General features: G+C 60.9%; 17 protein-coding genes and 2 pseudogenes. 15 read left to right on the forward strand and 4 right to left on the reverse strand.

Annotated features, from left to right (window positions below; genetic code table 11):
* Positions 1–6: 6 nt before the first annotated feature.
* Together AC50YA_RS20755 and AC50YA_RS20760 are read left to right on the forward strand one after the other, a co-directional pair.
* Entirely contained in the window at positions 7–648 is a 642-nt protein-coding gene (locus AC50YA_RS20755; protein ID WP_494984116.1) for a copper amine oxidase, read from the forward strand.
* Positions 649–746: 98 nt separating this feature from the next.
* Positions 747–1403, forward strand: coding sequence for a DUF5134 domain-containing protein (locus AC50YA_RS20760; RefSeq protein WP_494984084.1), 657 nt, complete (start codon positions 747–749; stop codon positions 1401–1403).
* Positions 1404–1689: 286 nt separating this feature from the next.
* On the opposite strand, the pseudogene AC50YA_RS20765 reads toward AC50YA_RS20760, so the two are convergent.
* Positions 1690–2179, reverse strand: a pseudogene (locus AC50YA_RS20765) (IS110 family transposase); the annotation flags it as partial.
* 267 nt (positions 2180–2446) lie between these two features.
* Here AC50YA_RS20765 and AC50YA_RS20770 point away from each other — a divergent pair.
* Positions 2447–2673: pseudogene (locus AC50YA_RS20770) on the forward strand (transposase); the annotation flags it as partial.
* 84 nt (positions 2674–2757) lie between these two features.
* Here the strand turns inward: AC50YA_RS20770 and AC50YA_RS20775 are convergent.
* Positions 2758–3345, reverse strand: a complete 588-nt coding sequence (locus AC50YA_RS20775; RefSeq protein WP_494984085.1) for a TetR/AcrR family transcriptional regulator — start codon at positions 3343–3345, stop codon at positions 2758–2760.
* Positions 3346–3574: 229 nt separating this feature from the next.
* Between AC50YA_RS20775 and AC50YA_RS20780 the strand changes: the two genes are divergently transcribed.
* From AC50YA_RS20780 to AC50YA_RS20795, 4 genes are all read left to right on the forward strand, one after another.
* Positions 3575–3985, forward strand: a complete 411-nt coding sequence (locus AC50YA_RS20780; protein ID WP_494984086.1) for a cupin domain-containing protein — start codon at positions 3575–3577, stop codon at positions 3983–3985.
* A 63-nt stretch (positions 3986–4048) separates the two neighbouring features.
* On the forward strand, positions 4049–4411 hold the full coding sequence (locus tag AC50YA_RS20785; RefSeq protein WP_494984087.1) for a cupin domain-containing protein: 363 nt from the start codon (positions 4049–4051) through the stop codon (positions 4409–4411).
* 928 nt (positions 4412–5339) lie between these two features.
* Positions 5340–6044 carry an alpha/beta fold hydrolase gene (locus AC50YA_RS20790; protein WP_494984088.1) on the forward strand — a complete coding sequence of 235 codons (705 nt, stop codon included), beginning with the start codon at positions 5340–5342 and terminating at the stop codon, positions 6042–6044.
* A 383-nt stretch (positions 6045–6427) separates the two neighbouring features.
* Positions 6428–6730 carry a DUF4193 domain-containing protein gene (locus AC50YA_RS20795; protein WP_494984089.1) on the forward strand — a complete coding sequence of 101 codons (303 nt, stop codon included), beginning with the start codon at positions 6428–6430 and terminating at the stop codon, positions 6728–6730.
* Between the two features lie 172 nt (positions 6731–6902).
* On the opposite strand, the gene AC50YA_RS20800 is transcribed toward AC50YA_RS20795, so the two are convergent.
* Together AC50YA_RS20800 and AC50YA_RS20805 are read right to left on the reverse strand one after the other, a co-directional pair.
* Positions 6903–7229, reverse strand: a complete 327-nt coding sequence (locus AC50YA_RS20800) for a hypothetical protein (RefSeq protein ID WP_494984090.1) — start codon at positions 7227–7229, stop codon at positions 6903–6905.
* A gap of 563 nt (positions 7230–7792) precedes the next feature.
* Complete coding sequence (locus tag AC50YA_RS20805) at positions 7793–8908, reverse strand: ROK family protein (RefSeq protein WP_494984091.1); 1116 nt, start codon at positions 8906–8908, stop codon at positions 7793–7795.
* Positions 8909–9227: 319 nt separating this feature from the next.
* Between AC50YA_RS20805 and AC50YA_RS20810 the strand changes: the two genes are divergently transcribed.
* The 8 genes from AC50YA_RS20810 to AC50YA_RS20845 all read left to right on the forward strand — a co-directional run bounded on the left by AC50YA_RS20810 (position 9228) and on the right by AC50YA_RS20845 (position 17566).
* The gene (locus AC50YA_RS20810) at positions 9228–10382 is read left to right on the forward strand and encodes a substrate-binding domain-containing protein (RefSeq protein WP_494984092.1); all 1155 of its coding nucleotides are present in this window, start codon (positions 9228–9230) and stop codon (positions 10380–10382) included.
* A 53-nt stretch (positions 10383–10435) separates the two neighbouring features.
* Entirely contained in the window at positions 10436–11944 is a 1509-nt protein-coding gene (locus AC50YA_RS20815) for a sugar ABC transporter ATP-binding protein (protein WP_494984093.1), read from the forward strand.
* A 2-nt stretch (positions 11945–11946) separates the two neighbouring features.
* Entirely contained in the window at positions 11947–12936 is a 990-nt protein-coding gene (locus AC50YA_RS20820) for an ABC transporter permease (protein WP_494984094.1), read from the forward strand.
* A gap of 7 nt (positions 12937–12943) precedes the next feature.
* A complete protein-coding gene (locus AC50YA_RS20825) occupies positions 12944–14092 on the forward strand; it encodes a Gfo/Idh/MocA family protein (RefSeq protein WP_494984095.1) in 1149 nt (382 codons plus the stop codon).
* Positions 14092–14922 carry a sugar phosphate isomerase/epimerase family protein gene (locus AC50YA_RS20830; RefSeq protein WP_494984096.1) on the forward strand — a complete coding sequence of 277 codons (831 nt, stop codon included), beginning with the start codon at positions 14092–14094 and terminating at the stop codon, positions 14920–14922. Before AC50YA_RS20825 ends, AC50YA_RS20830 begins: the two co-directional genes overlap by 1 nt.
* 17 nt (positions 14923–14939) lie before the next feature.
* Entirely contained in the window at positions 14940–16112 is a 1173-nt protein-coding gene (locus AC50YA_RS20835; RefSeq protein WP_252599045.1) for a levoglucosan dehydrogenase, read from the forward strand.
* Positions 16113–16198: 86 nt separating this feature from the next.
* Positions 16199–16519, forward strand: a complete 321-nt coding sequence (locus tag AC50YA_RS20840; protein ID WP_252599043.1) for a putative quinol monooxygenase — start codon at positions 16199–16201, stop codon at positions 16517–16519.
* Positions 16520–16564: 45 nt separating this feature from the next.
* A complete protein-coding gene (locus AC50YA_RS20845) occupies positions 16565–17566 on the forward strand; it encodes a sugar phosphate isomerase/epimerase family protein (protein WP_494984097.1) in 1002 nt (333 codons plus the stop codon).
* Positions 17567–18360: the final 794 nt, after the last annotated feature.

Here is an 18360-nt window from a genome sequence, read left to right on the forward strand (position 1 = left end):
CAGCACATGTTCAACGTCCGCATGGACTTCGAAATCGACGGCCCGCGCAACGCCGTCTACGAAGTGGACATGGAAATCCCCGAAGACAACCCCACACACACCGCTTTCATGGCTGTGGACCGGCTGCTGGAGACCGAACAGGCCGCAATCCGCAAGGCAGACTCTTCCAAGCACCGCTTCTGGAAAATCGCCAACCATGACAGCAGGAACATCGTGGACGAACCCGTTGCGTACCGTCTCATCCCGACCGATGCCATCGTTCTGGCTGCCGGTGACGAATCCTACGTCAGCAAGCGCGCACAGTTCGCCCGCAACAACCTCTGGGTCACCGCCTACGACCGGACCGAACGCTTCGCGGCCGGCGAGTTCCCGAACCAGGCCACCGGCGCCGATGACGGCCTGCACATCTGGACCCAGGCCGACCGAAACATCGTCGATCAGGACCTCGTGGTCTGGTACACCTTCGGCATGCACCACGTCGTCCGCCTCGAAGACTGGCCCGTCATGCCCCGCCAGAACATCGGCTTCAAGCTCGAACCCCACGGCTTCTTCGACCAAAACCCAACCCTGAACCTGCCCACCAACATCANCACCAATCATGAGCTGGCAAAGCTTCGGGGGAAGCAAAGGACTAGGCGAGTGAACTAGAGCTGGAGCACGAGCAGCCCTAACAGGCGGTCCCCGGTGCGGTCGGCAGCCGCATCGGGGATCGAACCCGTACCTAACCCAAACCCAGTAGGGAGAGCGTGATCCGTGTGTTCAATATCCCCGCAATTACTTGGACCCTCACGGCAGTCCTGCTGCTCAGCGGAAGCTATCACTTACTGCAGGCCGCAAGGTCTCACCAGCTCACGGACCAGGTCAACAATATTCTTCATGCCCTCATGAACGTCCTGATGACTGCCATGTTATGGAACCTTGTGCCGTCGACCATGCTGGCACAGATCGCAGTCCTCACCGCCGCGGCACTGTGGTTTGTCATTCAGGCGGCCGCCCGGCCGGAATTCAAAATACTCTGCGCGGGTAGCCAAGGCCGGCTGAAATGCCTGTACCACAGCCTCAGCATGGCCGGCGCTGCGGTCATGATTGCAATGATGGGTCAGATTACCACCGGCCACGTGCCGGCAGGCGGAATGTCAATGCCGAACGCACATCACTCGATGGCCGCTGCAGCCCCAGGCACGGCCGCAGCATCCTTTGATCACTCACCCGGCCTGGCGATCCTGCTGACAGTATTATTCGGAGCTGCGTCGGTGGTTTTCTTCCTCCTTTTAGCGCGTTTCCGGCTACCGAAAACCGCTCTCCGCGACGCGGCGGCTTCGCGGCGTTCCATCCGTGCAGAACACGGGCTGGAAGCTCTTGGCGCCGCCGCCATGGCCATGATGTTTGCCACCATGTCATGACCCTTGCAATTGATCGTCCACAAGTAGCACAGGCCGTCGTGAAAACCCGAGCCCTATCCAACGCCGATCGATCCATCCTCATAGAAAAGACTTGCGACTCAAGTCTCGAGGCCGATGAGTGCTTTTTCTGCACCGGACCTGAGACCGACTGAGCGCAGCAGACCCCGGGGCCTTCCGTTTCCCAATGCGGGAGGCCCCGGTACCAACAAAGTGGGCGGTCATAAGGTCCGACTGTGGACGCAGCTTCCTTAAACGCATCGGCTCGGCGCGCCCTTTCGGAGTCGTGAGATGAAAGCTTGACGTCTGCGTCTTCGAGCTCTTTCTCCACGCGTTGGACTTCATGGGCCCGTGCCCGGATCAGGACGCTGCGGGTTCGGGTGAGATCGCGCAGTTTCCGGATCGGTTTTGGCGGGACGAAGGATCCGCGTACCGGGCCGTAGACGCCGAGTTGGGCAAGCCATGCCGCATCAGAGACGCCTGTTATTTCGGCCCGGCATGTTCTTGACCTGTCTGGCGTTGACGAGCTCAACGTTCAAGCCGTCCTCCAGTAGGTAGTAAGAGGACTTCCAATGGTCGCCGGTTGCTTCCATGACAACCAAGGTGACCTCCTGCTCGAGCAAGTGGTCCCACAGATGAACGATTGAGTTCGTCGTGGATGACCAGGTTGTCACGTTGGACGAATATTGCCCGGTTCTCCGGCCGGGCAGCCGGACGCATACTTTCGCATCAAGCTTGGAGATGTCGATTCCGGCGCATCGCTCGTGCAGGATGTCCATCGCCGATCTACCTGCTTTCAGGGTTCTCGTTGAATTTGAGCGCATCCCGGGGAGGAATAATGGTTCAGAAATCTCTTACGCGCTCACAGGCAACACTCCACGATCCCCGTGGGAAGGGCGCCTCCGCGGACGTGCGGGCTGGATGCACCACAGACTTTATCGGCGTTAACCGGGACATGTCCCAATTCTCCCGCGACAGGCTCAAGGCGCAGAAGACCGGTCACTGGCAGCAGCGCGAATTTCCTCGCCTGGCGGGGAGGAACCGATATGACGGCGACACTGGATGCTGTGAAAAACGCGGCGACCGCTACGAAAAGAGCGACACTTCCAAGGCTGATGCAGCCCGCAAGCTGGTCAGAATGTCCAAGGAGCAGGGGCTGTCCCTGACGGGTCCGGATGGGCGGCTGAAGATGCTGACGAAGACGGTCATCGAGACGGCCCTGGACGAGGAGAGGACCGAGCACCTCGGCTATGGAAAGCACGAGACCGCGGGTCATGGGCCAGCCCTGCCTGCTCCCAAGGCCCGGACACCCCCTGTTACCTTGCGGCAGCAGGGGGTGTCTGGCGCGTCCGCGCGCTTAAACGCCGGCCTTTAGTAGAAGTGCATCAACCATCATGAAGAACAGTGCGCGGTGATCGGTGGCCTCTGGGTCGGTCATGTACTGAATGGCGGCTCCGTCGTAAATCATCAGAAAGATCCTCACCAGCGTAGGGAAGCCTATGAGGCACTGATCACCGCTGCTTTGGGCGGCGGACGAGAATATGTTTCCCAGTTCCACTTCATAGGCGGGATAAATTTTCGCGGCCAGTGGGCTGATGGCGGCATTGCGTGTTGCCCACAGGATGAGTTCGATCTCAGAAAGTATGTTTGCGGGCTCTTCCTCTAGTGCGCGCCAGTAGCCTTCGGCTACCTGTTCCACAGCCTTACGAAGTCCCAAATGGACCGGGACGTCACTGGAAAAGCGGCTCAGGTTCTTAAACCAAGCCTCGGCGGCCGCGTCCATGAGCTCTTCTTTATTGCTGAAGCAATAATGAGCCGTCGCCAAGGGAGCATTGGCCTCCTTGGCAATAGCCCGAATGGTCACGGACTGAACACCCTCACGACGCATCAGTTCGACTGTCGCTGAAATCAGCTGTTCTTTTCGTTCTTCAGCGGATACCCGCATAGCTCACTCTCCAGTCTCCCGTTTCGGCCCGACAGGGACACTTCCTTAACACTATTGCTTGGCTGGAGAAAAAAGGTTCAAGATCTGTTTCTAGAACGATTGACTTGAACACCCGTCCATGTAAAAGTATTGACACCGGAGTGATCTGCATCATGAAGATGCGATGTCACTTAGATTCATCAAATCATGTCGCAATGCAGACTCCCCACTGAAGAAACGGTGAAAGACAATGGTCACAACCACCCCTCAGCCCCCGACACTAACGACGGGGGAAGCGATCGATTTCTGGCCGGCGCAGTCCATGGCCCCCATGAAGGACCAATGGCAGGGCTTGCGCTGCAGGTTCATCAACTCCCATCCGGCAGGCCCCTGGGAGGACTTCATACTCTCAGAGTGGGAGCTGGAGGCCTGCGCCTGGGAGGACTTCCACCCCCACACCGAGACGAACTACGTACTGGAAGGCGAACTCCATATTGAGAGCGGAGGCGAGACCGTCATCCTCAAGCCGGGCGATTCAGCCCGCGTAAATCCCGGACGCATCGGCCGTTACTGGGCACCCGTCTACGCGCGGATGGTCACCATTTACGGCCCAAACCCCGAAGGTGTGGAATCACACTCCTTCCGATACTTCGAAGTCTGAGCCCTGACATCTAAAGACGCCTATCGGCATAAGCCACTGACAGCCCTTACGAAAGGCAAAATAATGACGCAAAAGACAGCCTCCATCTCCGCACACCTCATCCGCGACGCGGGGAACGTAACGGAGCTGGACGATTGGGGCCCTTGTCCTGAAGCGACCGGACAGCAGATGGACACTCGCGGAAGCTACCTGTGGAAGGACGAGAACGGTGCCGAAGCTGGCATTTGGGAATGCACCGAAGGACCCTCTCGCTGGGTACTTGAAACAAACGAATTTGTGCACGTGCTTTCAGGCTCGATGACAATTACCCCCGACGACGGCGAACCGCAGTTTGTTGGTCCCGGTGACGCCATCTTCATCCCCCGGGGCTGGAGCGGTAACTGGGAGCTGCACGAGACACTGCGCAAGCTTTACGTGATTTTCTGACAGTCGCAGGATTCGCTGAATAACCCGTACTGCAGACCCGCAGTCAGGGATCCTTTCGGTACGGGCTTTCGCCAGCCCGTACCGGAATGGGTCTCTACGGGTACCAGAAGTTTCCTTAGGCACCCCTGCAGGTAATTGTCTGCACAATCTTGCTGTCAATTGTCCAAAGCGCTTCGCACAATGGACCGAGCAAGGCTTCCGTCGCTTTCCTCGCACTACTGGGCAGGCTTCAGTTCGCCAAATAGGTGGTCGGCGTAGGCTGCCGCCGCGCCGTACACCGAGCACCATGCTTCCAGGCCTCCCTTCCCGCTGTGGCACACTTGGCCCGGCCGCTGTCGCAAGCTCGGTGAGGCCGGCATGGAAGTCCGTCCCATCCGGCCCCCATAGTCTCCGGGAAGGGCCCCGCAACGGAGCGAACGACGGATCAGCTTGGGCCGCCGGTGGGACGGCGGGCAACGCTTATCTGTTGGGGATGCACCATTCCACCCTCTACAAGGTCCTGTCACGCTGCCTATAAGACTGCGCTGACGATCAGGTTAGAATCCTCGGGGCATTGGAGGGATCGCCTCCAAAGCCGAAATGTTCTGGTTTCCGGCGGACCAGCCGAGCCCTCCCTTGAGCCCTACTGGTGTGATGCCAGTCACTTTGTTCGTCCCACAAACTTTGACATGAACAGATGTTCAAGTCAATGGTTCAAGACGAAGATTTCAAACCTTTCTATGGCCCAGGCAATGGTCCTCGGAAGGCTTTTGAGTTTGGTGACATCAACATCGCCGGGTGGTGCCAGCAGGCGGGACGGGGCCGAGGAGTTCGCCGAGCCACCGTCGCGCCCCACGGTCCCAGAGGCGGCGAACACTCTGACCACACCTGACCCGGCATAAAACAGGCCTCCCTACCCGCCGAAGGTACCGCGGAGTAGGGTTCCGTCATGGACATCATCCTCGTACCCGGTTTCTGGTTGGACGCCTCATCATGGGAGGAGGTGACGCCGGCACTGGAAGCTGCGGGGCACACGACCCATCCCCTGACCCTTCCCGGTCTTGAATCCGTCGACGCAACACGCGCCGGAATCAGCCTGCAGGACCATATTGCCGCCGTCGTGAATTTTGTGGATGGCCTCGACGGAAAGGTGGTCCTGGTGGGACATTCCGGCGGGGGTGCCATCATCCACGGGGTGGCGGACGCGCGGCCGGACCGCGCGGCGCGGAACATTTACGTGGACAGCGGACCCCTGGGTGAGGGCGACGTCATCAACAATGAGCTGCCGGCCGAGGGAGACGACGTGCCCCTGCCGCCGTGGGATGGCTTCGAGGACGCCGACCTGGTGGACCTGACCGACGAGCTGCGGACCAAGTTCCGGGCGCGCGCCATTCCGCAGCCCAAGGGTGTGGCCTACGGTCGGCAGCATCTGCACGACGTCCGCCGCTACGAGGTCCCCGCCACCGTGATTGCGTGCGAATTCCCGTCATCGCTCCTCACGGAATGGATCGACGCCGGCCACCCGTTCACCGCGGAGCTGGCCCGCATCCGCGACGTCGAGTACGTGGACCTCCCCACCGGGCATTGGCCACAGTTCACCAAGCCTGTGGAGTTGGGCCAGGCGATCCTGGCGGCGGTGGAGCGGGCGGGGTGACTTCGGGCCCAAGCAGTGACATCAGCTGATCTCCCGGCCTTCTGTCAACGTTGATCCGACTCTGATGGACCGTTCGATGTCCGCGGCGCATGACTCATTCAATGCATGGTGTGTATCAGGATTCATCTGACTAGATGCGCAGAGAACTACCCTACATAACGTCGACTATCGGCGGTCGTCGCCCGTGGGGAGCCGCACGATCTGGGCCGGCGGCATATGGCTCTGGCATTGGATGACGCGGGGAATGCACCGGCGTGGTCCGCGTTATAGCGTGGCCCTGACGTCCTCAGGTCCTTTGACATGGGAACAACGGCGCATTGGTGTACGTTGCAGTCTCGTCAGAAAGAACATCGTAGAAGCGTCAGAAATGAGAATCACCTAAAGTGGCAACCGATTACGACGAAGTCCGTTCCGACGTCAAGGAATCACAGGGCCGTTCCCTGGAGGCATTGCAGTCTGCGAATGCCCCGGATGCCCGCAGCGTCGTCAATGAACTCGACGAAGCGGATGCACTCGACGAGGGCCTAACCCCCGGGGGAGAGATCGTCGCCCAGGAGCTCATCGTTCAGGTCATTCCCCAGGCCGCGGACGAGTTCACCTGCTATTCCTGTTTCCTCGTCCGGCACCGGTCTCAACCCGCACGCGAAAGCAACGGCCGCTCGTACTGCATCGAGTGCGAAGGTTAGGCATCCATTCGTCAGGGCGCACAGATCAGCGTGACGTGTTCTCCACTAGCGGTGCTTGCAGAATCCCCAGAAAGCACGGGGAGAGGCCCCATTAGGGGCCGTTTCGGCGACTCGAAAGGCGATTCGTCGTCGGTGGATTTTCTACCCTGATGTGGGGGATTGCTGTTGCGGCTCAGGCTGCCTGTGTAGCCATTGCTGCCAGGGGCGCCGCGTTGTCCGGGGCGAGAATGCTCAGCCTGTAGTCGGCCTGGAGCGGATCGACGCAGGCAGGCAGATGGTGAGACCTCGAGCAGGCCCGGAGTTCTTCCAACGCGTCGGGCTCGATCCGGGCCCGGGTCATATCAAGCTCCAGGGCCATGCCCGCGGTGAGCGAGTTGGCGCGCTTCATGACGTCATACAGGCCGTGCACGCTTTTGGACGTCACATGACCCTGCGCGGAAACCTGGGCCTTTGCGCAGTCCAGATCCACCCGGACCAACACTCGAAGCTTGTCTGTCACGAAATTTCTCCGCTCTAAGTCGGGTGCCACAACGCTGTGGCGCCCCGGACAACCATAGACCAAATGTGACCCACGCAACACACCTGCCGGCGTTGGTTTTTTGCCGCGACCTGGGCGTGGGAGGGGCCTGCCCGGAGCGGAAAAGCCCGATCGGAGACCCCTCTTGGCCGCAGGCTTACATAATCTTCATTATCGACGTATCAAATATCCTAGGAAACGCGGGGGAGCAGGCCCATCCGGAGCCCTGTTCGGGGTCAAAAGTGTCAGTTCGGCCGATGCGGCCGCGCGTATCGAGCCACTCCTTAGTGCCTTGTCCCTGGGCAATGGTGGAATGCAGAACCTTGCCCGTGTCGTCTTCGACTATGTCGTCCAGGTCGATGCCGAGTCTGGCGTCCTTAAGATTGGCCCTCAATGGCGCCGGTGTGATCCTGCGGGAACGCCACGCCGCCGTTCTCGTAGGCCTGGTTGATGATGCCGCTCTTGTGCTTCTTCTGGAGGTGCGTGCGGATGTCCAGATATTGTCTTCGCCCGCAACCCTCGAGATTCGACTAATCCGAAGGCCTTCACGTGAGGTCAGTGCGGCCGGAAGGGGTTCCGCCTTGGATCCAGCGCTCGAGCAGGTGTCCTGACAGTAGTTGGTCGATGACCATGAATGCAGCTCCGCGGAGGCCCGCCTGGTCTCCGGTCGGCGACGCCATAATGCTCAGGTTCCGCGTAGCCAGCGGAAGCGAGCTGCCCAAGACTGTCTTCCTGACTTCTGCAAGATAGAGGTCTCCGGAGTCGGCGACGCCCCCGCCTATGAGGACCAGCGACGGGTTGAAGATGTTGACCAGCAGGGAGATGGCCTCGCCAACCTCCCTGGCCGAATAGAGCAATAAATCGGTGGCGTCGGCGTCGCCCCGGCGGGCGGCATCCGCGACATCGCGAGCGTTGACGGAGCCGTGGTCCGCAACCGTTGTTGCAAGCAGCCTGCTCTTTCCGGATTTCCCAAGCGCTTCTCCCTGGCGGGCAATTGCGGCGCCCCCGGCCACGGCTTCCAAACAGCCGCGCTTTCCGCAGCGGCAAGCCACGGAGTCCGGACCTAACCGGATGTGGCCGATGTCGCCGGCGCTTCCAAGTGCGCCACGGTGCAACCGGCCTTGGGATATGAGACCTGCGCCAATGCCTGTCCCCACCTTGACGTACACAATCTCTGAGTGGTCCTGCCCTAGGCCGTCCCGAAATTCCCCCAAGGCCATGAGATTTACCTCGTTATCCGCCCATGCGGGGGCCGAGAATTTGCCTTGGAAGAACGCCCTGACGTCGTAGCCGTCCCAACCGGGCATGATTGGCGGCACCACCGGCTTTCCTGTCGCGAATTCCACCGGGCCGGGCAGTCCGATACCGATACCCCACAGCCGGGGACTCCCATCGTGGCTTTTCAACAGCTCGTCAAAGAGCTGTGCCACGCGCTTGAGTATCACTTCCGGCCCGTTATTGATGTCGCCAGGCTCCTCAACGGCCGAAACGATTCGCCCGTCAAGATCTGTCAGTGCCACGCCCAGGCTGGTTGCACCAAGTTCCGCAACGAGCACCTGTCCGGCGGTGGCTTTGAAAGCGAGCTGCCTGGGGGCCCGGCCACCCTGTGAAGGTCCGGTAGGTCCTTCCTCCAAGAGTCCTGAGTCAAGGAGGTACTCCACTCTTTGAGAGACGACATTCCGGCCCAGTCCAGTGACTCTGACGACTTCCGGCCTCGTCAGAGCCTGCCCAGAGCGTACTGCATTCAGCACTGCGACTAAGGAACCGATTTGTTCCCCAACGAGCGCCACATTTGAGTTCTTCGTCGTCACTCCGTAGCTCCTTTTACTGATGACCTACAAACATTATCCCCCAAAGGGTTGACTTATGCACGCCGTGTGCATAACGTTATGTTGTGCCAGTCACACGACGGGGTGACACTGACGGCCCCGGCTGATGGTCCAAGGCGGTACCCAGCCTCATATTCATTGGAGAATAGTCATGAAATACAAGCTCCCGCTTGTTGCTCTCGCCACCGCACTCGTTCTGACTGCGACCGGCTGCAGCTCTTCCGGAACCACCACCACAACCCAGGATGCGGGCGTGTCGGAAAAGGCCGAAGCCGCACTGGCAAAAATCAAAGTCCAGGTTCTCAGCAAAGGCCCGAACGGTGAGGAGCCGTCTCCGGCCTCGGTCGCAGATCTGAGCGAGGAAGACATCACGAAGGTCAAGGCCCTTGGAGCCAAGGCTGCAATCGTTATGCACTACGGCGGCAATGACTGGGCTAATGCCCAGATCGCGGGCCTTAAGAGTGAATTCTCGCGTCTTGGGATCAACCTCATTGCCACTACGGATGCGAACTTCAAGCCGGACAAGCAGGTTTCCGATCTTGAGACGGTCATGACCCAGAACCCCGACGTCATTATTTCCATCCCCACCGATCCTGTGGCTACGGCTTCCGCCTACAAGAAGGCCGCAGCGGCCGGAGCGAAGCTTGTTTTCATGGACAACGTTCCCAAGGGACTCACCGCCGGCAAGGACTACGTCTCTGTAGTATCGGCCGACAACTTCGGCAACGGCGTGGTCTCCGCCCACCAGATGGCGAAGGCTCTTGGCGGCAAAGGCAAGATCGGCCTGATTTACCACGAAGCCGACTTCTTTGTCACCAAGCAGCGCTACCAGGGGTTCAAGGAGACCATTACCAAGGACTACCCGGACATCCAGATCGTCGAAGAGAAGGGCATCGCCGGTCCCGACTTCGCCGGTGACGCACAGGGCGCCGCAAACGCCATGCTCAGCAAGTACGCTGACCTCTCCGGCATTTGGGCCGTCTGGGATGTCCCGGCCGAAGGCGTCATGGCGGCAGCCCGTGCGGCCGGCCGTCCTGACCTGAAAATCGCCACGGAAGACCTGGGCAAAAACGTTGCCATCGCACTCGCCAAGAACGAGCTCGTTATCGGCCTCGGCGCACAGCTGCCTTACGACCAAGGCATAACAGAAGCCCGGCTCGCAGCGATGGCCCTGCTCGGCAAGACCACGCCGGCCTATGTGGCGCTGAGCGCTGTACCCGTGGACCACAACAACATCCTCGAAGCCTGGAAGCAGGTTTACCACGAGGACGCCCCCAAGGACATTCAGGACTCCTTCAAAAAATAGCAGGCGTGGGGCAGGGTTTCGGCCTTGCCCCGCCCAGTGAAAGCGATCCCACCATGAACACAGGAGCCCTCGCCGTTGAAATGCGGTCGATCTCAAAAGGATTCAACGGAGTCAATGTCCTCAACGACGTGGACTTCGAAGTCCGCACAGGGGAAGTGCACGCTCTAGCTGGCGGAAACGGCGCCGGCAAGTCCACGCTGATGAAAATTCTGCAGGGTGTCTACCTCGCTGATGAGGGAACCATCCTCGTCGGAGGACAGCAAGCGGACATCAAAACCATTCAGGATGCTAAGGCCGCCGGAATTGGCATGGTGTTCCAGGAATTCAGCCTGGTCCCGAGCCTGACCGTAGCGCAGAACATCTTCCTCGCGGCAGAACCGCAAGGACGTAGCGGTCTGATCGATGATCGGGCAGCTGTCCGGAAGGCCCGCGAAGTCTTCAAGGAAATGGAAGTCGAGGTCGACCCGCGCGCCCATGTTTCGCGTCTTGGCACGGCCTATTGGCAGCTAACGGAAATCGCGAAGGCCCTCGCACAAGATGCCAAGGTGCTGATCATGGACGAGCCGACCGCCAGCCTTGCCCGGCACGAGACGGAGGCGCTCTTCGATCTCGTGGATCGGCTCAAGAAGCGCGGCATATCCATCATCTACATCTCCCACCGCATGGACGAGGTCTACCGTATTGCCGACCGCATAACGATCCTGCGTGACGGACAACGCCTACTCACGGAACCGTTGTCCAATGTCACGCCGGAACAGATCGTGGAAGGCATCGTGGGCAAGAAGATCGAGGGTCAGATGAGTTACAAGGAACGTAATCACGACTCGGAGACCGCATCCCCCATCCTCGAGGCCCGGGACCTTACGTCGGGCAAGCGCGTCCGCAACGTCTCCTTCACACTTCACGCCGGCGAGATCCTTGGGCTAGCTGGACTGATGGGAAGCGGCCGGACGGAGCTCGCCAGGGTGCTGTTCGGTATCGATCCCCTTGAAAGCGGGGAGATACTGCTCCGCGGGCAGAAAATCTCGATCTCAAACCCGCGCAAGGCCATCGAGGCCGGCTTGGCTCTCATTCCCGAGGACCGGCGCGCGCAGGGGCTGGTCCTGGACCACTCCGTTCGGGAAAACCTGCTGCTGCCGCTGCTCGACCAGATCCGGCGCGGACCTTTGTTGGACGCGGGAGAAGGAAGGAACCTTTCAAACTCGCTCATCAAGAAATTCGCAGTGAAGGTTGCTCACCCCAACAAGCCCGTACGGCTGCTGTCCGGCGGAAACCAGCAGAAGGTCGTGCTGGCCAAGTGGCTCGGCACGGACCCGGACGTCCTGATCCTGGACGAACCGACAGCGGGCGTCGACATCGGCACGAAGAGTGAAATCCTCGACATGATTCGCGATCTGGCCAACGCAGGCAAGGCCGTCATCGTCATTTCCTCCGAATACCCGGAACTGCTCGCCGTAAGCGACAGGGTCCTGGTCCTCAGGGATGGCTCCGTCACTCGGGATTTGAAGCGCAGCGAAATCGAAGACGAAGAATCACTACAACTCGCAGTTCAGGGAGTCTGATCATGAACAACCCAACCATCTCAGCGAAGGCTTCTGAGGAGAAAACGCCCTTCAACCTTAAGCGCACCCTTGGCGAGCTCGATTGGCGCCGCTACGTCATTTACATCGGCTTCGTCGTCGTGTTCATCTTCTTCGCGGTGCTGTTGCGCGACCAAGGCTTCCTGTCGCCCAACAATTTGCTGAACATCTTCCGCCAGACAGCAACCATTACTGTCATCGCCGTCGGCATGACGTACGTCATCGCGTGCGCCGAAATTGACCTGAGCGTGGGCTCGGTCGCCGGCCTCTCGAGCGTCTGCACGGCCATGGCGTTGGCCCAATGGGGAATCGTCCCGGGCATCCTGGCAGGTCTCGCCGTTGGTCTGGTCGTCGGATCGATCAACGGCGCCCTTGTCAGCCTCCTCGGTATCCCTTCCTTCCTGGTAACACTGGGCATGCTCGGCATCGCAGTCGGCGTGGCCCAATGGATCACGGCTTCGGCGCCGCAGCCCATTCTCAACGACACGTTCAACATGCTGTTCGGCTCCGGTAATTTCGGTCCCGTTCCCGGACTTATTGTGTGGAGCGCCATCTTTGTGGCGATCGGCGCAGTGGTACTTTCCCGGACCAAGTTCGGCCGCCAGGTCCTTGCCACCGGCGGCAACCGTACCGCGGCTGACTTCACGGGCATCAACACCAAGCGCATTAAGTTCCAGGTCCTTCTCATCTCCGGCATGGTCGCCAGTGTTGCCGGCATGCTCTACGCCGGTCGGCTCCAGTCCGGACGCTTCCAGTGGGGCAGCGGCGACGAACTCTCAGCCATCGCCGCCGTGATCCTGGGCGGAACCAGCCTCTTCGGCGGTGCCGGTTCGGTGCTCGGCACGCTCTTCGGCGCCCTCCTGATCGGATTGATCAACAATGGCCTGATCCTCGCGGGGCTGGACAGCAGCCAGCAGCAGGTTGTCCGCGGTGCGATTATCATCCTGGCCGTCGCCTTGGCCCGAAAGAAATGAGCACCGCATGACCCGGCAAATGAGGGCTGGAATCATCGGCACCGGGTTCATGGGGGAAGTCCACGCCCATGCGGTGCGCGCCGCCGGCGGCGTCCTGAGCGAAATCGCCGGACGCACGCCGGAGAGCGCACGCGCGGCAGCGGGCCGGCTCCATGCCGCGAAAGCCGCCGAATCCCCGGAAGCGCTGATCCGGAGCAACGATGTCGACGTCGTCCACATCTGCACTCCGAACGCCAGCCATGCCTACCTGGCCAGGCTGGCGCTTGAAGCAGGCAAGCACGTCGTATGTGAAAAACCCTTGGCCACAACGGTTGAGGACGCGGAACAGCTCAGCACCTTGGCGGAGGGCACCGAATCCGTAGCGGCAGTACCTTTTATCTACCGTTTCTACCCGACAATTCGCGAAGCCAAGGCACGGCTGATCCGCGGGGAGGCCGGCGAACTGTGGCTCCTGCACGGTTCCTACCTGCAGGACTGGCTAGCGAGCAGCTCCGCCACCAACTGGCGAGTGGACCCTGGCTCCGGCGGAGCGTCCAGGGCATTCGGCGACATTGGGGTGCACTGGTGCGACCTGATGGAATTTGTTACCGGGCACCAAATCACTCGACTCGTCGCCAAAACGTCCAAAGCGTTTCCGCAACGCGCCAGCGAAAGCGGAATGCTAAACGTCGGAACAGAGGACGGTGCGTCGCTGCTGTTTGAAACCGATAAGGGCGCCACGGGGTCCCTGGTCGTCAGCCAGGTCACGCCGGGGAGAAAGAACCGGCTCTGGTTCTCGTTCGACGGTACCGAGGCGTCCTTGAGCTTCAACCAGGAAGAGCCGGAAACTCTCTGGGTGGGAAGCGTCCGCGGCAGCACCCGCGTACCAAGCGGCCCCGACACGCTTTCCTACCCGGAATCGCAGCGGTATGCCCGGCTTCCGGCCGGCCACCCGCACGGCTACCAGGACAGCTTCAATGCTTTCGTGGCCGACGTCTACGCCGCTGCCCGTGGGGAGAATGTCGACGGGCTTCCAACCTTCCGCGACGGACTTCGCGCGGCACTGATCACCCAGGCAGTCGTGGATTCCGCAGCAACTAACACCTGGGTCGATGTGCCAGGCCTGCAGGCCGGCTCCAGCATCTCTGACGAACTAACACCCGAAAGGCAAAGATAATGCAGCTTGGATACCACTCAATCACCTGGGGCGGCGTCACTGGCCACCCGGTAGGGGTCACCAGTGTCAAAGACCTTTACTACCGGTCCAACGGCTCCATGGAGGATGCCGTGCGGGACATTGCCGCGGTCGGCTATGAAGGAACAGAGATGTTCGACGGCAACCTCGTGGACTACGAAGACCGTCCGCAGGACCTGCAGGAACTGCTCCGCGATTCAGGTCTCAAACTCGTCTCCGTATACTCCGGCGCCAACTTCATCTTCGCCGACATCCTCCCCGAGGAACTGCACCGCATCAATCACGCCGCGGAGCTGGCAGCCACTTTCGGCGCCGAGCGACTCGTCGTCGGCGGCGGCGCACGTCGCGCCGCGGGCACCAGCGACGAGGACTACACCCTGCTCGCCAAGGGCCTGGACCGGGTGACGGACATCGCTGAGAGCTTCGGCCTTACTGCGAGCTACCACCCTCACCTCAGCACCATCGTGGAGAGTCCGGACGAACTCGACCTTCTCATGACCAGAACGCGCATCGGATTCTGCCCCGACACCGCCCACCTTGCTGCCGGCGGCTGCGATCCGGCGGCAGCAATCCGGAAATACCCGGACCGTATCCGCCACGTGCACCTCAAGGATTTCCGTCAGGATCCGTTTGAGTTCCTCCCCCTCGGCGAAGGCGATCTGGATTTCCCTGACATCATCCGTGCGGTGAAGGAAAGCGGCTACGACAGCTGGCTGATGGTGGAACTCGATTCGTACGACGGCGATCCCAAGACCGCCGCCGAAATCAGCAAGAAATACCTCGACAAAATCCTCGCCGACACCGGCCTCTAAACGAAAAGGAACACGCCATGCAGAAACTTAACGTCGGCCTCATCGGCGGCGGCTTCATGGGCAAGGCCCACTCGCTCGCCTACGCTGCCATGCCCATGTTCTTCTGGCCCGCCCCTGCCATGCCGGTCCGCAAAATTATTGCGGAAGCCACTGATGATCTCGCAGCCCAGGCCGCCAGCCGCTTTGGTTTTGAAAACTCCACCTCAGACTGGCGCAGGATTATCGATGACCCCGAGATCCACGTCGTCGACATCGCGACGCCAAACCACCTTCACGCCGAGATCGCCATCGCAGCCGCCCAGGCGGGGAAGCACATCATCTGCGAGAAGCCGCTGGCCAGGACCGGTGAAGAGTCCAAGGCCATGTACGACGCCGTCAAGAACACCAACCTCGTCCACATGGTCGCGTTCAACTACCGCCGCACGCCCGCCGTAGCACTCGCCAAGAAATACATTGATGAAGGTGCAATTGGGCGCGTGATCAGCTTCCGTGGGACCTACCTGCAAGACTGGAGCGCGGACCCCAACTCTCCCCTCTCCTGGCGCTTCCAGAAGTCCGTCGCAGGGTCAGGCGCCCTCGGTGACATCGGAACCCACGTAATTGATATGGCGCGCTACCTTGTTGGAGAACTCGCCTCCGTCAACTCAATAATGTCCACCTGGATCCCAGAGCGGCCGCTGCAGTCGGGCGGCGCGGACAGCCTGGGGAACGTCTCCGGCGGCGCCGGCCCCCGCGGTCCCGTCGACGTGGATGACGAAGTCCTCACCATGGTGAAGTTCGCCAACGGCGCCATCGGCTCCATCGAAGCGACGCGCAACGCGCATGGACGCAATAACTTCCTGACGTTCGAGATCCACGGCACCGAGGGCAGCATCGTCTTCAACTACGAACGCCGTGACGAACTACAGGTCTGCTTCGCCAGCGACCCCGGCGACCGCAAGGGTTTCCGCACCGTCTACACCGGCCCCGCACACCCCTATGGAGAAGGGCTTTGGCCCATCCCGGCGCTTGGCATCGGCTACGGCGAGACCAAAATCATCGAGGCCCACGATTTCTTCAAGGCCATCGCTGAAGGCGGAAGCGTCAGCCCGAACTTTGCCGACGGCTACCAGACTGCCTTGATCGACGATGCCATCATCGAATCCGCGGAGTCCGGCAACTGGGTGAAAGTGCCCAGCATCGAGGCGTAACCCACACGAGAAGCAGGTGCGGCGTCCCAGAGCAGGCGGCGCCGCACCTGCATCCTACGCACCAAGGAGAACGAAAGAGCTTCTGAATGACCAATACACCAGCACCGGCCAACGATACGGCCACCTATGTCATCCCTGTCTTCAAGGCAAAACCCGGTCACGCCGACGAACTGGAGCAACTGCTGGCCGTCCTGCAGACCGCCAGCCGCCGCGATGACGGCTGCATCGAGTACACAGTCATTAGTGACGAACAGGACCGCAACACCTTCCTGCTGTACGAGAAGTGGACGGATGCCGACGCGCTGGTCCTCCACAACGAGAAACGACACGTTGTCGACTTCCTGGCATCCGCGGCGGAGCATATGGCTGAGACTTTGAACGTTCACAGGTTTCGTCCCATCGCCTAATTCGAAGCAGAACATTCACACCCCCCGTCATCGAAGGAGCCTGACATGCCTCGCCCGTACACCCTGTTCACCGGCCAGTGGGCCGACCTCCCGTTCGAGGAAGTCGCCAGGCTCGCCTCCGGCTGGGGCTATGACGGCCTGGAAATCGCCGTGTCCGGGGACCACCTGGATGCCTGGCGCTGGGATGAACCCGGCTACGTCGAGTCCAAACTCGCCGTCCTGGACAAATACAACCTCAAGGTCTGGGCCATCTCCAACCACCTCAAGGGCCAGGCAGTCTGCGATGACCCCATCGACTTCCGGCACAAAGCCATCGTCGGCGCCAAGGTCTGGGGCGACGGCGACCCCGAAGGCGTCCGCGCCCGCGCCGCCGAGGAAATGCAGCACACCGCCCGGCTCGCCAAGGCCCTCGGCGTGGACACCGTCGTCGGGTTTACCGGCTCCTCCATCTGGCAGTACGTCGCGATGTTCCCGCCCGTCCCGGAAAAGGTCATCGACGCCGGCTACCAGGACTTCGCCGACCGCTGGAACCCCATCCTGGACGTCTTCGACGAATGCGGCGTCCGCTTCGCCCACGAGGTCCACCCCTCCGAAATCGCCTACGACTACTGGACCACCGTCCGCACCCTCGACGCGATCGGCCACCGGCCGGCGTTCGGCCTGAACTGGGACCCGTCCCACTTCATGTGGCAGGGCATCGACCCCGTCTCCTTCATCTGGGACTTCAAGGACCGGATCTACCACGTCGACTGTAAGGACACCAAGCTCCGCCCCACCGGCCGGAACACCGTCATGGGCTCGCACCTGCCCTGGGGCGACCCGCGCCGCGGGTGGGACTTCGTCTCCGCCGGCCGCGGCGACGTCCCCTGGGAATCCTCCTTCCGCGCCCTCACCGCCATCGGCTACACCGGCCCCATCTCCGTCGAATGGGAAGACGCCTCCATGGACCGCCTCCACGGCGCCCCAGAAGCCCTCGCCGCACTCAAGAAGTACGATTTTCCGGCCTCGAAGACCAGCTTCGACGCCGCCTTCAGCACCAAGGACTAAGAATTGTGGGACGCCGCAGCCGGCGAACTTTTCCAGCGCTTCCGGAGCCGGGAACAACTGACCGTTGCCCAGCTCTGTGCCAGCGCAGGGTTGTCTCGCAGTACTGCAATACAGTGGCTGGACCATCTGCAGGGCCTGAGCCTCATCGCCCCAGCTTTGCATGCCCCCTCCACTGAGGGCCGGCCCGCTGGCCAATTTTTCTTCTCCGCCGCGTCCCTTGGAGTTATCGGTGAACACGTGTCCCCCAAGGAACTCAGGTTGGGCATTCGAGCGAACGTCAATGAGGATCGTCGGGATGAGCCTGGCAGGAAACGACGATGTCCTCGCGATGATGGGACGCCATGACTCTGGCACCAACATGACAATCCGTAGCTATTCCACCGTCGAGGCGAAGGCCGTACGCGAAGCGGCAAGCAACTACGCCGAAAAGGTGAGTCTGCTTTACCTACACATCGGTGAAAGCGTCTCAGGTGCCTTTGTCACAAACGATCTTGTCCGGTGGACGACGACAGACGTCGGGCACCCAGCCGTCCCCCAACGCGGCTTCGACGGAATGCTCTTGCTTGTGAGCCGGTGTATTCGAACATGCGAATGCCGCTGCTTCCATTCGCCCAGCAATCATGCAACTAATTATTGCAGGATCGGCTACATCAGGATCCGCCAGATCCGCAGGTCAGGGAAGCGTTGCGGCCAGCAACCGACACCTAAGAAGCTCCGGATACCCACAGCGGAAGAGTCCGACAGGGCCGTTCCTGCCAGTTGGTGGTGAAGCGTATTCGCATCCAATGCGAACA

The organism is Pseudarthrobacter sp. RHLT3-21 (genome assembly GCF_059383495.1).

Bases quoted from the DNA above. Each gene is read 5' to 3' on its own strand.
- AC50YA_RS20785 (WP_494984087.1), top strand. From the start codon at position 4,049: ATGACGCAAAAGACAGCCTCCATCTCCGCACACCTCATCCGCGACGCG.
- AC50YA_RS20775 (WP_494984085.1), bottom strand. From the start codon at position 3,345: ATGCGGGTATCCGCTGAAGAACGAAAAGAACAGCTGATTTCAGCGACA.
- AC50YA_RS20845 (WP_494984097.1), top strand. From the start codon at position 16,565: ATGCCTCGCCCGTACACCCTGTTCACCGGCCAGTGGGCCGACCTCCCG.
- AC50YA_RS20840 (WP_252599043.1), top strand. From the start codon at position 16,199: ATGACCAATACACCAGCACCGGCCAACGATACGGCCACCTATGTCATC.
- AC50YA_RS20820 (WP_494984094.1), top strand. From the start codon at position 11,947: ATGAACAACCCAACCATCTCAGCGAAGGCTTCTGAGGAGAAAACGCCC.
- AC50YA_RS20825 (WP_494984095.1), top strand. From the start codon at position 12,944: ATGACCCGGCAAATGAGGGCTGGAATCATCGGCACCGGGTTCATGGGG.
- AC50YA_RS20780 (WP_494984086.1), top strand. From the start codon at position 3,575: ATGGTCACAACCACCCCTCAGCCCCCGACACTAACGACGGGGGAAGCG.
- AC50YA_RS20815 (WP_494984093.1), top strand. From the start codon at position 10,436: ATGAACACAGGAGCCCTCGCCGTTGAAATGCGGTCGATCTCAAAAGGA.
- AC50YA_RS20790 (WP_494984088.1), top strand. From the start codon at position 5,340: ATGGACATCATCCTCGTACCCGGTTTCTGGTTGGACGCCTCATCATGG.
- AC50YA_RS20835 (WP_252599045.1), top strand. From the start codon at position 14,940: ATGCAGAAACTTAACGTCGGCCTCATCGGCGGCGGCTTCATGGGCAAG.
- AC50YA_RS20830 (WP_494984096.1), top strand. From the start codon at position 14,092: ATGCAGCTTGGATACCACTCAATCACCTGGGGCGGCGTCACTGGCCAC.
- AC50YA_RS20810 (WP_494984092.1), top strand. From the start codon at position 9,228: ATGAAATACAAGCTCCCGCTTGTTGCTCTCGCCACCGCACTCGTTCTG.